The sequence below is a fragment of the Pseudoalteromonas sp. SR43-5 genome (assembly GCF_014163835.1).
GTDB lineage: Bacteria > Pseudomonadota > Gammaproteobacteria > Enterobacterales > Alteromonadaceae > Pseudoalteromonas > Pseudoalteromonas distincta.
The window spans coordinates 138,815-156,637 of sequence record NZ_JACJEA010000006.1; the positions used below are offsets into that span (position 1 = coordinate 138,815).

The window sequence follows — 17,823 nt, forward strand, 5'->3', positions numbered from 1 at the left end:
CTGCATTTTTTACCCTAATAATTGCGGCGCTTTACCCGCAATAACTGCAGTTAGTAACCCTGCTAACATAGCTCCTACAACGGTGCATATTGCACCGCCTAAAATACCATAAACACTCATAAAGCATATCAGCGCTAAACTAAATAGCAGTGTACATAAAAAAGCTTTAGTGGGTATTGTGAGTGTGTTTTTGCGTATATTAAGCATCATTAATAATAGACTTACCATGGCAATTATAATTAGTAGTTCGTTCATGCGGGTTGTACCTCTGCTTGTAATTTTTGTGTGTTTTTTATTTTTAAGGCACCAAAAATACACGCGATACCCACCACCATAAAACTTATATCTACTATCGCGACAAGCGAGCTATTAAGGTTAATAACATTGCTCACTCCAAATATAATATTGAGCGGCAGCACCAAAGCAAGCGAAGCGCCGCATAGCAAAAGAGTCAGCTTAAAATAGTTTTTATAACCTATAGGCAATACACTTAAGAGTAACCATGCCAACCACGTATAAAAAAACACGGGTCCAAAAAAGCTATTTTGCGCCACACCAATAACGGTATAATTAAGTACAACTTGCAAAGGAAATAACACAAAGCTTGCTAATACCAAGCCTCCACAACTACCAATAATAAAACGATTCCAGCGTGCATATGCCTGCACACTCAGCGACGGGCTACTGCCACGTGTACGCTTTGCTAGCCACATCATCATGCCCGAAATAGGTAAAAGCGCAGTACTTAAGCCAAGCAATACCCAAAGTAATTTTACAAACACCCCTGCAAAGTTCCCAAAGTGCAGCGGAAACATCAACTCAATTACTTTTATCGAAACACCTGAAATATCACCAAAACTACTCATCGACTGCACAAACTCACCATTGCCTTTATAATGCAGTAATTGAGAAGCAACAGCCTCGCCACCTAACAAACGCAAATACACCTGCGCATTCGCATCGTTATGCGCCATTATTGTGACATCCCTAATTATTGCTTCAGGGTAACGACTATGAGCATTGTCTAAAATAGTGTCTATTTTTGTAGGTTGCTTAATGTGGCTAACTACCGGCTCAGGAATAGCGGTAAACGTTTCTATTAACTTATCTTGATCGCCACCAAAGCTCACAAACGCAGCTGCTGGTAATAAAATAACGGTCGCAAGCCCTAAAAATGATCCTGTAAAACCAATTACAATATTAAATACGCTGCCCCAAATACCTATGACCTTATGAGCATCGCTTACTGCAATATCTAATCCTTTATCTCGCCTAAACGTAAAGAGCTCTTTTATCAATTTACGATGAATAAACAAGCCTGTCACTGCACTTACTAAAAGTGTTAAACCTAAAAAACCAGTGAGTATTAACCCAATTGGTAGCCCTAAATGCAAATCTGCATGAAACTCACCTATATAAGTTGGCGCATCCGTTTTTTTATTAGCGTAAAATTCTTTACTAGGCCCATAGTAAGTATTTTCCAGCGCCAATGTATTGGGATGAAATTGAAATACTCTGGCCACCTCTTGGTCATAGTTTTCATCGCCATGGTGGGATTCAAATACCAACGTTAATAAATGAAAGTTATGTCCACTTGGTAAAAACACATGAATGTTTTCGCCAAATTCACTAGGCACCTGTTTATGGTATTCGTTTACTAGTCGATTAATTTGCGCGCTGGCAACGTGTTGGCTAGATTGTAGCTCTGGATTTGCCCATATTTTTAACTCAGGTCGCGACAGCACTGCTAACGCCCCACTAAATGCAACAATAAATAGCAGTACAGCAGTAATAATTCCTACCCAGCTATGTAATAAAAATAGCTTTTTTAAAGTAATCGACTTCATCCCTGCCCCTGCGTTAACGCCCAAAAACTCAATAAACCATGTAATACACACAGTGCAAACATTACAATAAACGGTTGCCATACCTTTTGCGCCAAATACGCATAAATAAACAACGCAGTCCAAATAACAGGAAAGAGTAAAATAGGCAGTAATATTTGTTCATTCATTTGAAACGGTAAATAAGTTGTCATACCCGGAATAATTATTACCGCAGTAATTAGCGCTAGCACACATGCAATTAGGTGCCTTCGCCGTGTAGCTGTAAACGTTTTTTTATTATTCATTATTCGCTCATTAAATTTGCCCAAACATATACAAAACAACATATGCAAATGATAACAATTGTTATTATATTGTGCATTTAACACTTAATGCAATTTATTAAACACATTAAGTCTAAAAATACTGTTGGTTTGCTTTAAGAGCTTTTATGCTACGCCTCGCAATTTAGGTACGCAGTAATGCGTCATTTCAGTTAAGCCGAGTTCGGGCTTTTTAATTTTTCAGGAAGCAGTAAACCGTGGATATAATTAACGCGATTATTTTAGGTATTATTGAAGGTATAACAGAATTTTTACCCATATCATCAACTGGGCACTTAATTGTAGCCTCAAAGTCGTTAGGCATTGAATCAACAGACACTAACCTCGCCTTCGAAGTCATTATCCAACTTGCCGCCATTTTGGCGGTACTAGCCAACTATAAAGACAAGTTTAGCCCTAAATATTTCAATTTATGGGTGAAAGTTGCCATTGCATTTATTCCTTTGGGTATTATTGGTTTTATATTTAGTGATGTAATAAAAACACTGTTTAGCGTACCAGTAGTAGGTGTTATGTTTATTGTAGGCGGTGTGATCTTTTTACTATTAGAGCGCAGTTATAAAGAGGCTCACTGCACAACTACCGATGTAACCCAAGTTACTTATAAACAAGCACTTTGGATTGGCGTAGCACAAGTATTTGCGTTAATTCCGGGGACTAGTCGTGCTGGGAGCTCTATTGTTGGTGCCATGTTGTGTGGTTTAAACCGAAAAACCAGCGCTGAATTTTCATTTTTACTTGGTTTACCTGTACTTGCAGCAGCCTCAGGGTACGACTTACTTAAACATTACCAACTGTTTAGCTTAGATGACCTAACTGCCCTTGCTGTAGGTTTTTTAACGTCTTTTATAGTTGCTTATTTTACTATTAAACTATTCATACGCTTTCTAGAAAATTTCACTTTTGTTAGTTTTGGTCTTTACCGAATCGTATTTGGTGTTATTTTACTAACTAACCTGAATTCTGGTTAAGAGATTTAAAAACACTATAAATAATAACGATATTTAAGTCTGTTTCTCTCTAGCTAGAAATTTTTGGTGAAAACAAGGCGAATTTACGCGTCAATAGCTGGTCTATTGCAAGGAAATTCAACGCAGTTAGCGCTAAAAATAGCTGCTTGAGATAGATTTATTATCCAGAACTCAGGTTAGCTATAGCCTACACATAAGAGAACATTATGAGCGAAAAAATAAACGAAGAAGCACTCCACGCCCTAAAAATAGCTTTTACTTACATGCCTAAAGCGATTGAAGTGACAAAGTATGAATATGGCGAGCGCTACCAAAACGTACTTGATCACATTGAAGCTGTACGTGAAACACTGCTTATTAACGATGTTGACCCAGAGGAAGTAGGCGGCGATATCAACCCTGAGTACACACCAAACTCAACGTACTAATATACACAATAAGCTGCGAGCAACTTACTCGCAGTTTGTGTTTAAATCAGTTGTGCTTAATTAGAGAAAGTTTATATAAAGTAATAATTAACTAAATATATTTAATTTTTTTGTTAAACTAGTGCTTTATCAAGCTATAGACTCAGTTCTAAAACCAACAGGATGTTTACTATTGAATTTTCTTAGGCAATTTCACGACATAGTATCTAACCAAAGTTTAGACTTTGATGAAAAAACCCATCAGCTACTAGCATTTGGACTTAAAGTGTTTAACCTTGATTTAGCTATTATTAGTAAGGTCGAGAAAAACTGCTATACCGTGCTACATGCCATTACGCCAGATAATGCATTAGAAATAGGTACTCAATTTGATTTAGATGGCACCTATTGTGTACACACTCTTAGTGCGGGTTCTGCACTTGCATTTCATAACGTCTCACAAAGCGCAATTGCTGACCATCCTTGCTATGCAAACTTTAAACTTGAGTCATATATTGGGGCACCTATTAAAATAGGTACCGATATATTTGGAACTGTAAATTTTTCTTCTGCCAATCAATCTCCAGTATTTACAGATGCCGCCTACGACTATATTGAGCTATTTGCGCAGTGGTTAGGGGCAGAGCTAGCTCGCAGCATCACTAAAGAAAAATTAATAAAAAACAGCAATAGCTTATTAAAACTAGAAAGCATAGCAAATATAGGCACGTGGGAAGTTGACCTTACTAATAATAAAATTTATTGGAGTCAGCAAACTAAACAAATCCATCAAGTTGATGAAAACTATCAGCCTGAAATTGAATCTGCAGTTAACTTTTATAAAGAAGGTACAAGTAGAGACGAAATAAGTAAAGCAGTTGAGCTTGCTATACAACACGGCGAAAAGTGGCATCTAGAGCTTGAAATTATTACAGCCAAAAATCAGACCATTTGGGTATCTACATTTGGTGAAGCCGAATTTGACGGTGATACCTGTGTACGTTTGTTTGGTACCTTTCAAAATATTACCGAAGCAGTGGCTTTAAGAGAAGAGCTTAAAAATAAACAAGAACAAGCCGAGCGATTACTCGAAGATAGAAGCATGCTTTTTGCAAAAATAAGCCACGAACTTAGAACACCGCTAAATGGCATTACGGGCATGCTTACTACGTTAATAGATGAACATAACGAACAAAAGAGAACCGAAAAAATAAAAGTCGCGCTGCGTAGCGCAGATATACTCTTGAGCATAATAAACGAAGTACTCGATTTTTCTAAAATTAACCACGGTGAGTTAAAACTAGAACCCACGGATGTTTTATTAAATACAACATTTACTGATCTCATTTCTTTGTACACCCCGTTATTTAAAAACAGCAATGTAGAACTAGAAGTAAAAAATGAAATTTCTGATAGCTGCTGGGCATATTGCGATAACACACGCCTAAGTCAAATTACCTCCAACTTATTAAGTAATGCGTTAAAATTTACTGAGCGTGGTTGTGTAAAACTGCACACGTCTGTGATTAATAACAATAATAAATTAACGCTAAACATTAAAGTCGCCGATACGGGAAGAGGCATGACTAGCCAATTTCTTGAATCTTTATTCTCCCCTTTTACTCAAGAAGTAGATGCTAAAAACAGTAAAGGAGGCACAGGACTTGGCCTCGCAATAGTTAAAGAACTTGTTGAGTACATGGGTGGAACAATCAAGGTCAGTAGTAAAGTTAATCAGGGAACTACTTTTTCGCTAAGTATCCCTATAGAGCTAGGTAAAGAGCAAAAAGTAGAGCTAAATCCGCTATCAAAAATAAACATTAACGCTTCTAAGCTTTCTGTTTTAGTGGTGGATGACAACGACATAAACAGGCTAGTTCTTGATGCGTCGCTTAATAAACTCAATATAAAGCCAGACTTTGCAGTAGATGGGCAAGATGCCATATTTAAATGCGAGCAAAAGCATTACGACCTTATTTTTATGGATTGTATTATGCCTATACTCGATGGTTTTGAGGCTACAAAACAACTGCGATCAAAAAGTATCTGTCCGCACGATTCAACCTATATTGTTGCCCTTACAGCCAATACTTCATCGCAAGATAAATTAGCGTGCAAACAAGCTGGTATGGATATGTTTATTTCAAAACCGTTTAAAATGCATTCTTTAGAAGTCGCTATTGCGTCAGCGGCGCAATTACTAAAGCTTTAAAAATATTAGCTTTGCACACTTAACCGCGTGCTAAATATAGTTAGATAAGGCATTAACAATGAAAAACATAGTTAGAACTATATTACTAACTGTCCTTATTGTTGCAGTATTTAAAGGCGTTTCCACTGGGCAATGGAGCTCATCAATAACAATAGTTATCGTATCAAGCGTATTGCTGTTAGTTACATTTATCAGTGCTAAGTCATCACGTGGATCATCTGCTTATACTGGCAGTGACTCAACAGCTTCCTCTAGCAGTAACTCATCACATTCTTATACAAATTGCGGCGGCGATTCTGGTGGTGGGTGCGATTAAATCGTGTGCTAATTCTTAAGCATTAAAAAAGCCGCCTTTGGAGAAGGGCGGCTTGGGTTAACAAACAGCTATGGGTGTAGCCTTGCTGTTATATCAAGAGAGTTTTTACTAATTACATTAAGCAGCGCTTTGATCAGCTTCTTCAGAGTGACGAATTAAATAATCAAATGCGCCTAAGCTTGCTGTTGCACCGCTGCCCATTGCAATAATAATTTGTTTAAACGGAGTATTGGTTGCATCCCCCGCGCCATAAATGCCTGGTAATGAGGTTGCGCCTTTAGCATCAATTAGTATTTCACCAAATTTGCTTAATTCAAGGTCGCTGTCTTTTAACCACTCGGTATTTGGTATTAAGCCTATTTGTACAAATATACCGGCAAGTTCAAGCTCTTTGCTCTCCCCCGACACTCTATCTGTGTACATTAAGCCAGTTACTTTTTTACCATCACCAAGTACTTCGGTTGTTTGTGCACTTTTTATAATAGTAATATTAGCCATGCTTTTAGCTTTACGAATAAGCACTTCATCGGCTCGTAGTGTGTCTGCAAATTCAAGTACCGTAACGCTTTGCACAATATTAGCTAAATCGATTGCCGCTTCTATACCTGAATTACCACCACCAATTACAGCAACAGGTTTGCCTTTAAATAAAGGGCCGTCGCAATGTGGGCAATATGCCACACCGTGGCCACGATACTCTTGCTCACCTGGTACATTCATTTCGCGCCAGCGTGCACCAGTTGCAAGTACGAGCGACTTAGCTTTGAGTACTGCGCCATTTTCTAGTGTAATTTCGTAACCATTGTTATAACCAAGTGCCGCTGCACGCTGATTATGCATTACATCTACATCGTATTCTTTAACGTGCTCTTCAAGCTGGGCAACCAATTTAGGCCCTTCAGTCGCTTTAATCGAAATAAAGTTCTCTATTGCTAGTGTATCGGCAACTTGTCCACCAAATCTATCAGCAACAATGCCTGTATTTAACCCTTTTCGTGCTGAGTAAATTGCAGCCGACGCGCCCGCTGGGCCGCCACCAACTACCAGTACATCAAACTCGTCTTTTTCGCTTAGCGCTGCTGCTTGTTTAGCAGCCCCTTTGCTATCTACTTTATTAAGTATGTCAGTAAGGCTTAGTGCACCTTGGCTAAATGGTTCGCCATTTAAATATACAGCCGGAACAGCTAAAATATTTCGTTCTTCTACTTCATCTTGAAATAATGCACCGTCAATCATGGTGGCTTTAATATTACTGTTTGTCGCTGCCATAGTGTTAAGTGCTTGCACTACTTGCGGGCACGTTTGGCAACTTAAACTTATGTATACTTCAAAGTTCAGCTCTTGAGTAAGCGATTGTATTTGCTCAATGTCTTCGCTTTTAGCTTTACTTGCGTGTCCGCCAGTATGCAAAAGTGCTAACACTAAACTTGTGAATTCATGACCCATAGGTACGCCTGCAAACGTAACATGAGTTTTTTTAATAGGCGAATGTACAACCATTGACGGGCGACGTGCGCTTGTATCAGGATTGCTTATTACAGTAAATTTATCGCTTAGTGAGGCTAAATCGTTTGCTAAGCTTTCTACTTCTGCTGATTTTTTGCTGTCATCCAAGGCAATAAGCAGCTCAACAGGTTGAGTAAGCGATTCGAAATGGCTTTTTAATTGATTTTTTATGTTGTTATCTAACATGGCTTAACCCTTTTAGGAAAATTTAAACAGCAAGCCTCCCATGCCAAATAATGCATGTGCTTAAACAAGTATATTGATATAGGAGGCACCAACAAACGAATGTTCGTTGATTTAAGGGCAGTTACCTGCCCTTATAAAAGTGGGTAAACCTATATTTAGATTTTACCAACTAAATCTAGTGAAGGTGCAAGTGTGTCTTCACCTGGCTGCCAAGATGCAGGGCAAACTTCACCATCGTGAGTTGCAATGTATTGTGCAGCTTGTACTTTACGAACTAGTTCTTTAGCGCTTCGGCCAATTCCTAAATCGTGAGTTTCGATTACTTTAATTTCGCCTTCTGGGTTCATTACAAATGTACCGCGAAGTGCTAAACCTTCTTCTTCAATCATTACACCAAAGCTACGTGTAATACGCCCTGTTGGGTCGCCAATCATTGGGTAAGTAATTTTACCGATAGTGTCTGACGTGTCATGCCATGCTTTGTGAGTAAAATGAGTGTCAGTAGATACTGAGTAAACTTCTACGCCCATTTCTTGAAGTTGTGCATAGTAATCTGCAAGGTCACCTAATTCGGTAGGACATACAAATGTAAAGTCTGCTGGGTAAAAGAAGAAGATAGACCATTTACCTAGAACATCTTTTTCAGACAATTCTACAAAGTCACCGTTGTGGTAAGCGGTTGCATTGAATGGTTGTAATTTTGTATTGATTAATGAAGTGCTCATGGTATTTCCTCATCTGTGTTTATGTATTTTAAAAGTAATCAACGCTTTCGTTTTAAACGACCTTCTGCGTTGGCTTGATTAATACAATAAGGCCAATGGGAAATTAAATAAAATTGATTGTTTAGATTAAAACAATCGGTTTTTTGGGTTGAACTATGTAATCATTGTTATCGTAAGCATTATTTGAATTGTAAACGCTGGCGAATTATTAAGACCGCTAATCGCAATACTGCTACAATAGCCTCGCTTCAAATAAGTCATTAAATATAAGGCACACCGTAATGGAAAAATTTGTTAACCATATACAGCTAGGTTACCTAGGCTTAATCCCGTTTTTAGGGTGTGTAGGTTGGCCGCTCATGTTTGGCAGTAATAGCCTTAACTTGGAGTTTTTTACTTTTTACAGTATCGCCATTTTAGCATTTATGGCGGGTAACTTATGGCGCGCCGGAGAGCAAACTTATAGCAATGCGATAAAAGCTGTTGTTCCTGTAATACCTATACCATTTTTATCATTTTTACCTGTTGAGTGGGCACTCGCTTGTTTAGGTGCTAGTTTTTGGTTAGTACTTATATTTGAAAAAGCCACGCCGCAATGGCAAACCTATCATAAAGATTATCAAAAAATGCGCTTTGTACTAACCTCTGTTGTGTTTGTGTGTCATATACTTACTATTGGTATGAGTATTTATCCTAAATAGCAGCTGTAAACTTAAATATTGCGTGGTAATAAGGTAATATCCGCGCACTGCTATTTGAGGACACACCATGATTGACCAACTACGCCAACAACTCGACGAACTTGGCGAAAACTACGTAGAAAAAAACGCTGCATTTAAAATCAAAGTGATCCCATTTTTTTGTGCTATTCGCATTAAAAAAGATCATAAAAGCGAAGGTCGTTTAAGCTTTTATTCAAGTCAATTACTCGAAATATTTTTAGTCGTCTTATTTTTGCTATTCGGTTTAACACTGTACGATACAGATGCAGGATTTACTCACGGCCCTATTCATATTGCCTTTGCCATTTTAATTACCTTTAATCTTATTATTAAACAAATCGCTATTGAAGGTTTAAAAACCAGACTTGCGTTTCATCGTTTACTAGCAAAAGACTCACAAACAAATAGCGATATAAATAATACTGCTACAAACATAAACGCTAAATAAAATATGTATTTAAATCCTCAATGGCGAATACTCACCGTAGGCGATGGCGATTTATCGTTTTCGAATGCTATTTACACTCATCTATCGCCAAAAGCTTTGGTTGCATCCACTTACGATGACCAAACTACTATTGAGCAAAAATACCAGCACAATGCACTTAGCAACTTAAAAGCGCATAACGTTGAGGTACTTAATAGTTTTGATGTAACAAACCCTGCATGTTGGCAAGCTCTAAGTGAAAACCAGCACAGCTTTGATGTGGTTATTTTTCAGTTTCCGCTTATACCTGCATTTGTTGGCCGTGAAGCATTTGAAAACAACACGCGCCAAACCAGTATGAACGTATTAAACCGCGCTTTACTGCACCAATTTATTAAATACGCTAACGAATACGCGCTTGATAAAAATGGGCCAATGCTTTGTTACATCACCTCAAAGGATGTAAAACCTTATCGTGAGTGGAATATAGAAGGGAGTTTAAATAACGGTTTAACCGCAGATTATTTAGGCCAAATCCCATTTGATATTAGCCATTTTGAAGGTTATAAAATTCGTAATGTTGACCGCGATAAACACGTTAAAGACACAAGCGGCATAACTTACGTTTTCAGCCCAAAAAGTCTCGATAAACATACTAGCGAATTAAGCTCACGCCTTACAAAGCCTGCATACTTAACATCTAACCATTGCCCCCTATGCCGCGTTGGGCCTTATGTGGCAAGCGAGGACGAAGCCAAGCATCTAAACGCTAAAAAGCATCAGCAAATGCTACATCTTGAAAGCGATTGGCAACAATGGCTAAATGAGTTTTATCGCTAATTAATAGCCCTGCTATTGTTAATTCAATTATACGTTTTCGTGTTTAATTAAATCAGCCGCTTTTTCAGCAATCGCAATTACCGGCGCATTTGTGTTGCCGGTAATAATAGTAGGCATAATCGACGCATCAACTACGCGTAAGTTACTTACCCCGTGTACTCGTAAATTAGTATCTACCACTGCCATTGAGTCTTGCCCCATTTTACATGTCCCGACCGGGTGATATTCGGTATCTGCAGTTTGGCGTATAAACTCAATTAGCTGCTCATCATTATTTATATCAAGCGGGTAGAGCATTTTACCGCGTATGTTATCAAAAGCGTTGCTTTGCATAATAGCGAGTGTTTTTTTAAGGCCTGCAAGCATTACAGTTAAATCATCTGGGTGGCTTAAGTAATTAGGGTCAATAAGCGGTGCACTACGCGGGTTGTTATCTGCTAATGTAATCGTGCCTCGGCTTTTGGGGCGCATAATACTGCTGTGTATACTGTAACCATGCCCAGTGTGTAATTTACGACTATGATCGTCCACCAGCCCAATTACAAACTCTAGCTGCACATCGGGCGCTGGCGAGCCTTCAAATAATTTAATAAACGCGTGCGACTCTGCAAAATTACTGGTTAATCGCCCTTGTCGTTTTGTAAACCAGTTAACGCATCCTTTTAAAATGCTGGCAATGCCAAGCGGGCTTATACCAAATGTGCCTTTACTTGTTTTTGATTTATAAAGTGGCACTACCGTTAAGTGATCTTGTAAATTAGCGCCAACACCTTCAAGTACGTGCTGAACCTTAATATTATGCGCACTTAACTGCTCTTTTGGGCCAATGCCTGAAAGCATTAATATTTGCGGCGAATTAATAGCGCCAGCACTGAGTATTACCTCTTTTTTAGCACGTAAATTAATAGCCTCTTTATTGCGCTCTATTTGCACACCTTGCGCTATCTTATTGGTTACATTTATTTTATTAACGTGGCTATGGGTTAATACCGTTAAATTGGGGCGGTTTAAATGCGGTGTTAAATATGCTTTTGCCGCACTACAACGCTCGCCATTGTGCTGAGTTACCTGCGATAAACGCGCACCGCTTTGCTCTTTGCCATTTATATCGTCGCTTAAATTAACGCTCTGCTCAGCACAGGCATTTAAAAAATATTGGTTTACATTGCTTGGGTTACTTAGCTCTTGTACATGTAGCGGGCCTTTTGTTCCGTGCAGCTCATTATTTATAAACGCTTTATTGTTCTCAGATTTAATAAAGTACGGGAGTAAACTCTTAAAATCCCAGCCTTCATTACCAAGTTGTGCCCAATTATCGTAATCGTATTTGTTACCGCGAATATAAACCATTGCATTGGTAGAGCTTGAGCCACCCAATACTTTGCCGCGCGGCACAAAACCACAGCGGTTATTAAGCTCTTTTTGTGGCACCGTATTGTGATGCCAGCTATTTATGCCATAAGGCACACTCGCTGCTATGCCAGCTGGCATTTGCACAAATGCACTTTTATCGCTGCCGCCAGCTTCAATTAAACACACACTGACATTTTTATCCTCAGACAATCGCGATGCCATAACGCAGCCGCCACTGCCTGCGCCAATCACAATGTAATCAAATGTTGTATTGTTCATGGTGTACCTTAATAAAAGTTTTAAACGGCCTTAACAGTAATAGTGCATAGAAAAACCCAATAAAACTTGATATTTTTAGACATCACTTATTTGGGGTTAACCATGAGCAGCCTAATCAGAGCCACGTCATTACAAGGTATAGACATGCTAATTAGCGAATTTGGCGGCGATCCGCATGAAATAATGCAAAGCTGTAATATTAGTAACGTTGACTTTAAAAATCTCGACAACCAATATTTACCTTATCGAGATTACGCTGAGCTTTTAGAATACTGTGCTTGTAAGTTCAATTGCTCTAGTTTTGGCCTTAAGCTCGCAAGTAGACAAAACTTTGATATTTTAGGACATATTGCAATAGCTGCCAAAAGTAGTACTAATTTAGGTGATGCACTTAATTGGGTTATTAAATACCTTCACTTACACAGCCCTGCACTTAGCTTAAATTCGCACCCTTTAGAGAATGATAAAAGCTTGTTTTTATCATTCGAAATTAATTTAAAACCATTACCGCACATAAACCAAGTCATTGAGCTAACCATTGGTTTAGCATTAGCTGTTATTAAAAAGCTGAGTAATAACCGCTGCAAACCAATTAATATATTTTTGCCAAAAAAGTTAAGTACTAATACTCGTGCCTATAACACTTACTTTGGTTGTAACGTTATAGAGCATCGCAACAGCGCTGGCATTGTAATCTCAAAAAGTGATTTAACTCTTGAGCTTGATCACCCTAAACTAAATAAAGTACAAGCAGCGCTAAACTTCTTGGCAAAAAACAAAGAACACACACAACCGTTGCCCAACCAAGTTAGTGCGCTAATTAGGCCTATGCTTCCTATTTATCAATGTAGTAACCAAACTATTTCAGCTGCGCTGGGTATGCACCCGCGTACTCTGCATCGAGAACTTATCAAACATAATACGAGTTTTGTAAAACTAAAAGATGCCACTCGCCGCGCTTTAGCTGCACACTATTTAGCGCAAAACCAATTTACAATCTCAACCATATCTGAGCTTTTAGGATATCAGGAACAAGCAACACTAAGTGTTAATGTTAAACGCTGGTTTGGATGTTCTCCTCGAGCATATAGAACTAAAAAAATGTTAAACTAAATACTCTTATTATTTTTATTTAAGCTAAGGAGTGAGCATGAACTTTGTTATTGTTGGCACCAATTTTATTAGCGACACATTGTTAGCCGCTGCAAATACGTTAAACGATTTTAATTTATATGGGGTGTGCTCGCGCGCAGTATCTAGCGGCGAAGCATTTTTAGCCAAACACCCACAAAATGCACAAGCAAAAATTTTCACCTCAATCGAGCAAATTTGCCAAGATCAAAATGTCGATGCTGTCTACATAGCCGCCCCTAATAGCTTACACAAACAATATGCCGTTATGTGTCTAGAAGCGGGTAAACATGTCCTTGGCGAAAAACCATCAGCTGCCAATTCTAAAGAGCTTGCAAGCATTATAGCTACAGCAAAAAAGCATCAGCGCCTTTACATGGAAGCCATGATGACCTCTCACTTGCCTAACTATGAACAGCTACAACAGGCAATGGTAAAAATTGGCACACCACGTAAGTATATTGGCCAGTACAGTCAATACTCATCGCGTTACGATAAGTATAAAAATGGAGAACGCCCAAACACATTTTTACCCGAGTTTGCAAATGGTGCTTTAGTTGATTTAGGGATTTACCCGCTGTATTTATTAATTGCACTTTGGGGGGCACCAAAAAGCGTGAGTGCCAGTGGCGTATTGCTCGATACTGGTGTAGATGGTGCGGGCGATGTATTACTAAACTATGCAGATAAACAAGCCGTTATTAGTTACTCCAAAATATCGCAAGGCGACAACATAACCGAAATACAAGGCGAGCTTGGGCGCATACGTATAGAAGCCGTATCGCAACTTAAAAAAGTGGAATTTATTGCTAATAATGGTGATGTAGAGATTATATCCCAGCCGTTTGATGAGCACTTTATGAAATACGAAGTTGAGCATTTCATGTCATTAGTGAAGCAAAATATCCTTGAGTCACCTGTTAATACGCACATTTTAGCCAGTAACGTAATGAGCGTTCTTGATGAAGCGCGCAAACAGCTTGGGGTTGTGTACCCTAACGACTAATTAAATAAAATATGGGCGTTAACCAACGACAGCTAACGCCCAGAAGAAAGCTTAAATAGCTCTCGTACAACGACACATTTTACAAAACACTTTAAAATAGCGATCCCCATCCATGGGCAATCAAATACTTCTACAGCAAACTTAACACTGACAACCCAACTCGGTTTATTACCAATATTTATTACTCAATAACCTTAAATCTAACCTAACACATAAAAACATTACCAATCAAGCTGGCCAATTACATTATTTTAAACTAAATTGGTAATACAAGAATGCAACCGTTGGTGTATAGTGGTTTTTAACCCTAACATCGCGTTAGAATTTTGACATAATAGTGAATTTTAAGGTAACCTCTGATATTAACAGTTGGTTTTGACTTATAGGCCCCAGAGGCCATTATTCCTTAAGGTAATGAAGGTAAAGTATGGGTAATCGTCGCTTATTTTGGCGCATAGTTGATAAAATTGAGTCTTTAATAAATCAAGGCGAATTTTCTGCTGGGAGTCGTTTACCACCTGAACGTGAACTTGCAGAAATGTTTGATGTAAGCCGCCCTACCATTAGAGAAGCTATTATCGCATTAGAAGTACGTGGCCGAGTTGAAGTTAAAACTGGCTCTGGTGTTTACGTAGTAGAACAAAAAAATGCATCTATAAAATCAAAAGAGATCAGTGCATTTGAACTTACTCAAGCTCGCGCATTAATTGAAGGCGAAATTGCCGCTCTAGCTGCTCAAAGCATTACAGAAGAAGAACTAGAGCAACTAAATAAAACATTAATTGCTATGGAAAAAGGCCTATATGTTGAGCAAGCCGATCGTGAGTTCCACGAAATTATAGCTAGAGCAACGCGTAATAAAGCACTTGAATTTGCAGTGTCTAACTTGTGGGATTTACGTTTAACAAATCCACAAATTGTTGCTGACTATGGCAGTGTGTGTAAAAACAATAACGAGTGCGTTATGGATGAACACACCGCTATTTATACAGCCCTAAAGTCGCATGATGCAAATGCAGCGCGCAGTGCAATGCACAAACATTTTAACCGCTTAATTAATGCTTTATTTGACGCTGTAGAATCGCGTGCACTTGAAGAAATTAAACGTAAAAATGATGAAAAACGAGGCCTCTACTCGCTTGATGGCTTAGTTAATAAAAGTGCCCACTAAGGCCTTTTAACCAACTGATTAAAGTTAGCAAACGCCTGTTTGCTAACTTTACCTCTTACTTTATTTACCTTCCCTATTTAATATACTTTTTATTGCGTTATTTTTGGTCGCAAACACTTACCTATAAATTTAAAAAAAGATACTATGCCGCCATTAATATCGTGTGGGTTTAGCTTTTATACTCCCTGCATTACATAACTAATTGATAGAGTTACTCAACTCAAGGATAAAAATGCAAGCATCTTCAAAAAGTTATTTACTGGCTATCGTGTGTGTATTGCTTGCCATGATGACCATTCAAACGGGCGCGTCGTTTGCAAAACAGCTTTTTCCAATTGTTGGCCCTGAGGGTACGACGGCCCTTAGGCTTGGTTTTTCTGCCTTTATACTTTGCTTAGTGTTTAAACCTTGGAAACACTTACCCACTACGGGTAATCGTATTCCTATAATTGTGTATGGTTTAAGTTTAGGCGGCATGAACATTTTGTTTTATTACGCTATTGAACGCATTCCACTAGGCATTGGTGTAGCACTTGAATTTACAGGCCCGCTTGCTGTTGCCTTATTTTCATCACGCCGCAAACGTGATTTATTTTGGGTTGCCTGTGCTATTGCTGGTATTTTGCTTCTGCTTCCTGATATGAGCGGGCAAGATAGCCTTGATCCATTAGGTGTAGCGCTTGCGCTTGGTGCTGGCGCGTGTTGGGCAGGTTATATATTATTTGGTAAAAAAACCGGCACACAAAGTTCTGGTGGAGCCACTGTCGCATTGGGCATGACTGTTGCCGCTATAGTGCTAGTGCCTTACGGCGGCATTATGCAAAGCCCCGCGTTTACATGGGAAATTATCCCACTGGGTATTGGTATTGCTATTTTATCAAGCGCACTGCCTTACACACTTGAAATGGTTGCACTGCGTAACATGCCTTCACAAGGGTTTAGCGTAATGATGAGTTTAGAGCCTGCAATAGCTTCGCTCGCAGGGTTTATTATACTGGGTGAATTGCTTACTTTATGGCAGTGGCTCGCTATTTTGCTTGTAATTATTGCATCTGTTGGTAGCTCGTTTTCAAACGCAAAAAAACAGGCTACTTAGTTAACTACCAAACTAACCTAAACAACACAATAAAGTCACCATACAACATGGTGACTTTATTGTGTTGTATCCGGTAATTTTTTAACTCACAGCCTTACTTTGCTTTTTAGTTGTAACCAAATAACCAATCAACGAAATAAGCGGCATACCCGTAGCCACCAGTGCAATACCAGTCCAACCACCCACTTCATATAATGGGCTGGCAATAAGCGAGCCTACTGCGCCACCTACAAATATGCTAGTCATATAAATAGCGTTTAAACGCGCACGGCTTTGTGGTTCTAGTGCGTACACTGCACGTTGACCCAATACCATATTGGCCTGCACAGAAAAATCAATAAACACACCGGTTAATGCCAATACTATAATGCCGTAAGGTAACTCAAATAAGCTTGGTAAAAAGCACAGTGCTGCAATGAGCTTGGCCAGTAACGATAACTGATGCGTATAGCCCTTATCAGCCAAACGCCCAACAATGGGAGCTGCTACAGCACCTGCGGCGCCCACTAGTGCAAACAATGCTATTTCTGATTGGGATAAACCATACTCACGGGCAAGCACAACCGGTACGCTCGTCCAAAATAAGCTGAACGATGCAAACATTAACGCTTGAAAAAGTGAACGTTGGCGCAGCACTGGCTGGCTTATCATTAATTGTTTCAGCGATTTTAATAACTTAAAATACGTTGTTTTATGGGTTGGTTGCCTACTTGGAATAGCAAAATAAATTACACCAGCAATAAACACCATACACCCTGCTGCAAAGTAAAATACAGCGCGCCAACCAAAGTGATCGGCTATTAAGCTCGATATAGGTCTTGCTAGCAAAATACCTAACAACAAACCCGCCATAATATTACCAAGAACTTGTCCGCGTTTTTCGTCAGACGATAAATGCGCAGCAAGTGGAATAAGCACCTGAACAGAAACCGAACTTATACCTATCATCAAACACAAAATAAGCATTACATTAGGTGAATCAGCAAGTGCCGTACCCACTAAACTCAAAAACGACACACCAAGAGTGACCAACATAAGCTTTTTATTTTCAACTAAATCAGCTAGTGGTACTAAAAAAAACAACCCCAAAGCGTAGCCTATTTGTGTAAGCGATACGATAAGGCTAGCACTGTGCGCACTTAATCCAACTTCTGGGGCAAGTAACTCAATAATAGGTTGAGCGTAATAAATATTGGCAACAATAAGACCGCAACACAAAGCAATAATAGTAACGAGTGTATTGCTAAGGGGTTGCGCTGAAACGCCTGTTTGGGTCATGTGTGTCTCTACTTTATAAAAATAATA

At 39.0% G+C, this 17,823-nt stretch carries 18 protein-coding genes; 11 read left to right on the plus strand and 7 right to left on the minus strand.

Translation table 11 applies throughout. The features are described from left to right. Positions 1-9: 9 nt before the first annotated feature. From H5090_RS05470 to H5090_RS05480, 3 genes are read right to left on the minus strand one after another with little or no spacing between them, the layout of a single operon-like run. Complete coding sequence (locus H5090_RS05470; protein ID WP_165723373.1) at positions 10-255, minus strand: hypothetical protein; 246 nt, start codon at positions 253-255, stop codon at positions 10-12. Beyond that, positions 252-1,847, minus strand: a complete 1,596-nt coding sequence (locus H5090_RS05475; protein ID WP_182695213.1) for a PepSY domain-containing protein — start codon at positions 1,845-1,847, stop codon at positions 252-254. The genes H5090_RS05470 and H5090_RS05475 overlap by 4 nt, the downstream gene beginning before the upstream one ends. Next, positions 1,844-2,131, minus strand: a complete 288-nt coding sequence (locus tag H5090_RS05480; RefSeq protein ID WP_182695214.1) for a hypothetical protein — start codon at positions 2,129-2,131, stop codon at positions 1,844-1,846. Before H5090_RS05480 ends, H5090_RS05475 begins: the two co-directional genes overlap by 4 nt. Positions 2,132-2,367: 236 nt before the next feature. On the opposite strand from H5090_RS05480, the gene H5090_RS05485 reads away from it, so the two are divergent. The 4 genes from H5090_RS05485 to H5090_RS05500 all read left to right on the plus strand — a co-directional run bounded on the left by H5090_RS05485 (position 2,368) and on the right by H5090_RS05500 (position 6,076). Then, complete coding sequence (locus tag H5090_RS05485) at positions 2,368-3,141, plus strand: undecaprenyl-diphosphate phosphatase (RefSeq protein WP_182695215.1); 774 nt, start codon at positions 2,368-2,370, stop codon at positions 3,139-3,141. A gap of 206 nt (positions 3,142-3,347) precedes the next feature. Continuing rightward, positions 3,348-3,569, plus strand: coding sequence for a penicillin-binding protein (locus H5090_RS05490; protein WP_182695216.1), 222 nt, complete (start codon positions 3,348-3,350; stop codon positions 3,567-3,569). A 172-nt stretch (positions 3,570-3,741) separates the two neighbouring features. Beyond that, positions 3,742-5,760: an ATP-binding protein gene (locus tag H5090_RS05495; RefSeq protein ID WP_182695217.1), complete on the plus strand. Its 2,019-nt coding sequence runs from the start codon at positions 3,742-3,744 to the stop codon at positions 5,758-5,760. A 58-nt stretch (positions 5,761-5,818) separates the two neighbouring features. After that, entirely contained in the window at positions 5,819-6,076 is a 258-nt protein-coding gene (locus H5090_RS05500) for a hypothetical protein (RefSeq protein WP_182695218.1), read from the plus strand. A gap of 117 nt (positions 6,077-6,193) precedes the next feature. Here the strand turns inward: H5090_RS05500 and ahpF are convergent, their stop codons facing one another. Together ahpF and ahpC are read right to left on the minus strand one after the other, a co-directional pair. Continuing rightward, positions 6,194-7,768 (minus strand): alkyl hydroperoxide reductase subunit F, encoded by a 1,575-nt coding sequence (gene ahpF, locus H5090_RS05505; protein ID WP_182692532.1) that lies wholly within the window; start codon positions 7,766-7,768, stop codon positions 6,194-6,196. A 155-nt stretch (positions 7,769-7,923) separates the two neighbouring features. After that, entirely contained in the window at positions 7,924-8,493 is a 570-nt protein-coding gene (gene ahpC, locus H5090_RS05510) for an alkyl hydroperoxide reductase subunit C (protein WP_002960601.1), read from the minus strand. 281 nt (positions 8,494-8,774) lie between these two features. Here ahpC and H5090_RS05515 point away from each other — a divergent pair, with 281 nt between their 5' ends. The 3 genes from H5090_RS05515 (at position 8,775) to H5090_RS05525 (ending at position 10,482) form a co-directional block, all read left to right on the plus strand. After that, positions 8,775-9,194: a DUF3429 domain-containing protein gene (locus H5090_RS05515; RefSeq protein WP_182692533.1), complete on the plus strand. Its 420-nt coding sequence runs from the start codon at positions 8,775-8,777 to the stop codon at positions 9,192-9,194. A gap of 67 nt (positions 9,195-9,261) precedes the next feature. Beyond that, positions 9,262-9,663, plus strand: a complete 402-nt coding sequence (locus H5090_RS05520; RefSeq protein WP_002960599.1) for a hypothetical protein — start codon at positions 9,262-9,264, stop codon at positions 9,661-9,663. A 3-nt stretch (positions 9,664-9,666) separates the two neighbouring features. Continuing rightward, entirely contained in the window at positions 9,667-10,482 is an 816-nt protein-coding gene (locus H5090_RS05525) for a class I SAM-dependent methyltransferase (protein WP_182695219.1), read from the plus strand. Positions 10,483-10,509: 27 nt separating this feature from the next. On the opposite strand, the gene H5090_RS05530 is transcribed toward H5090_RS05525, so the two are convergent. Then, the gene (locus tag H5090_RS05530; protein ID WP_182695220.1) at positions 10,510-12,114 is read right to left on the minus strand and encodes a GMC family oxidoreductase; all 1,605 of its coding nucleotides are present in this window, start codon (positions 12,112-12,114) and stop codon (positions 10,510-10,512) included. 102 nt (positions 12,115-12,216) lie between these two features. Between H5090_RS05530 and H5090_RS05535 the strand changes: the two genes are divergently transcribed. From H5090_RS05535 to H5090_RS05550, 4 genes are all read left to right on the plus strand, one after another. After that, entirely contained in the window at positions 12,217-13,227 is a 1,011-nt protein-coding gene (locus H5090_RS05535) for an AraC family transcriptional regulator (protein ID WP_182695221.1), read from the plus strand. Positions 13,228-13,264: 37 nt separating this feature from the next. Beyond that, positions 13,265-14,251: a Gfo/Idh/MocA family protein gene (locus H5090_RS05540; RefSeq protein ID WP_182695222.1), complete on the plus strand. Its 987-nt coding sequence runs from the start codon at positions 13,265-13,267 to the stop codon at positions 14,249-14,251. Positions 14,252-14,678: 427 nt separating this feature from the next. After that, a complete protein-coding gene (locus tag H5090_RS05545) occupies positions 14,679-15,422 on the plus strand; it encodes a FadR/GntR family transcriptional regulator (protein ID WP_002960591.1) in 744 nt (247 codons plus the stop codon). 232 nt (positions 15,423-15,654) lie between these two features. After that, positions 15,655-16,518 (plus strand): DMT family transporter, encoded by an 864-nt coding sequence (locus tag H5090_RS05550; protein ID WP_182681551.1) that lies wholly within the window; start codon positions 15,655-15,657, stop codon positions 16,516-16,518. An 81-nt stretch (positions 16,519-16,599) separates the two neighbouring features. Here the strand turns inward: H5090_RS05550 and H5090_RS05555 are convergent, their stop codons facing one another. Continuing rightward, entirely contained in the window at positions 16,600-17,796 is a 1,197-nt protein-coding gene (locus tag H5090_RS05555) for an MFS transporter (RefSeq protein ID WP_182695223.1), read from the minus strand. Positions 17,797-17,823 lie beyond the last annotated feature (27 nt).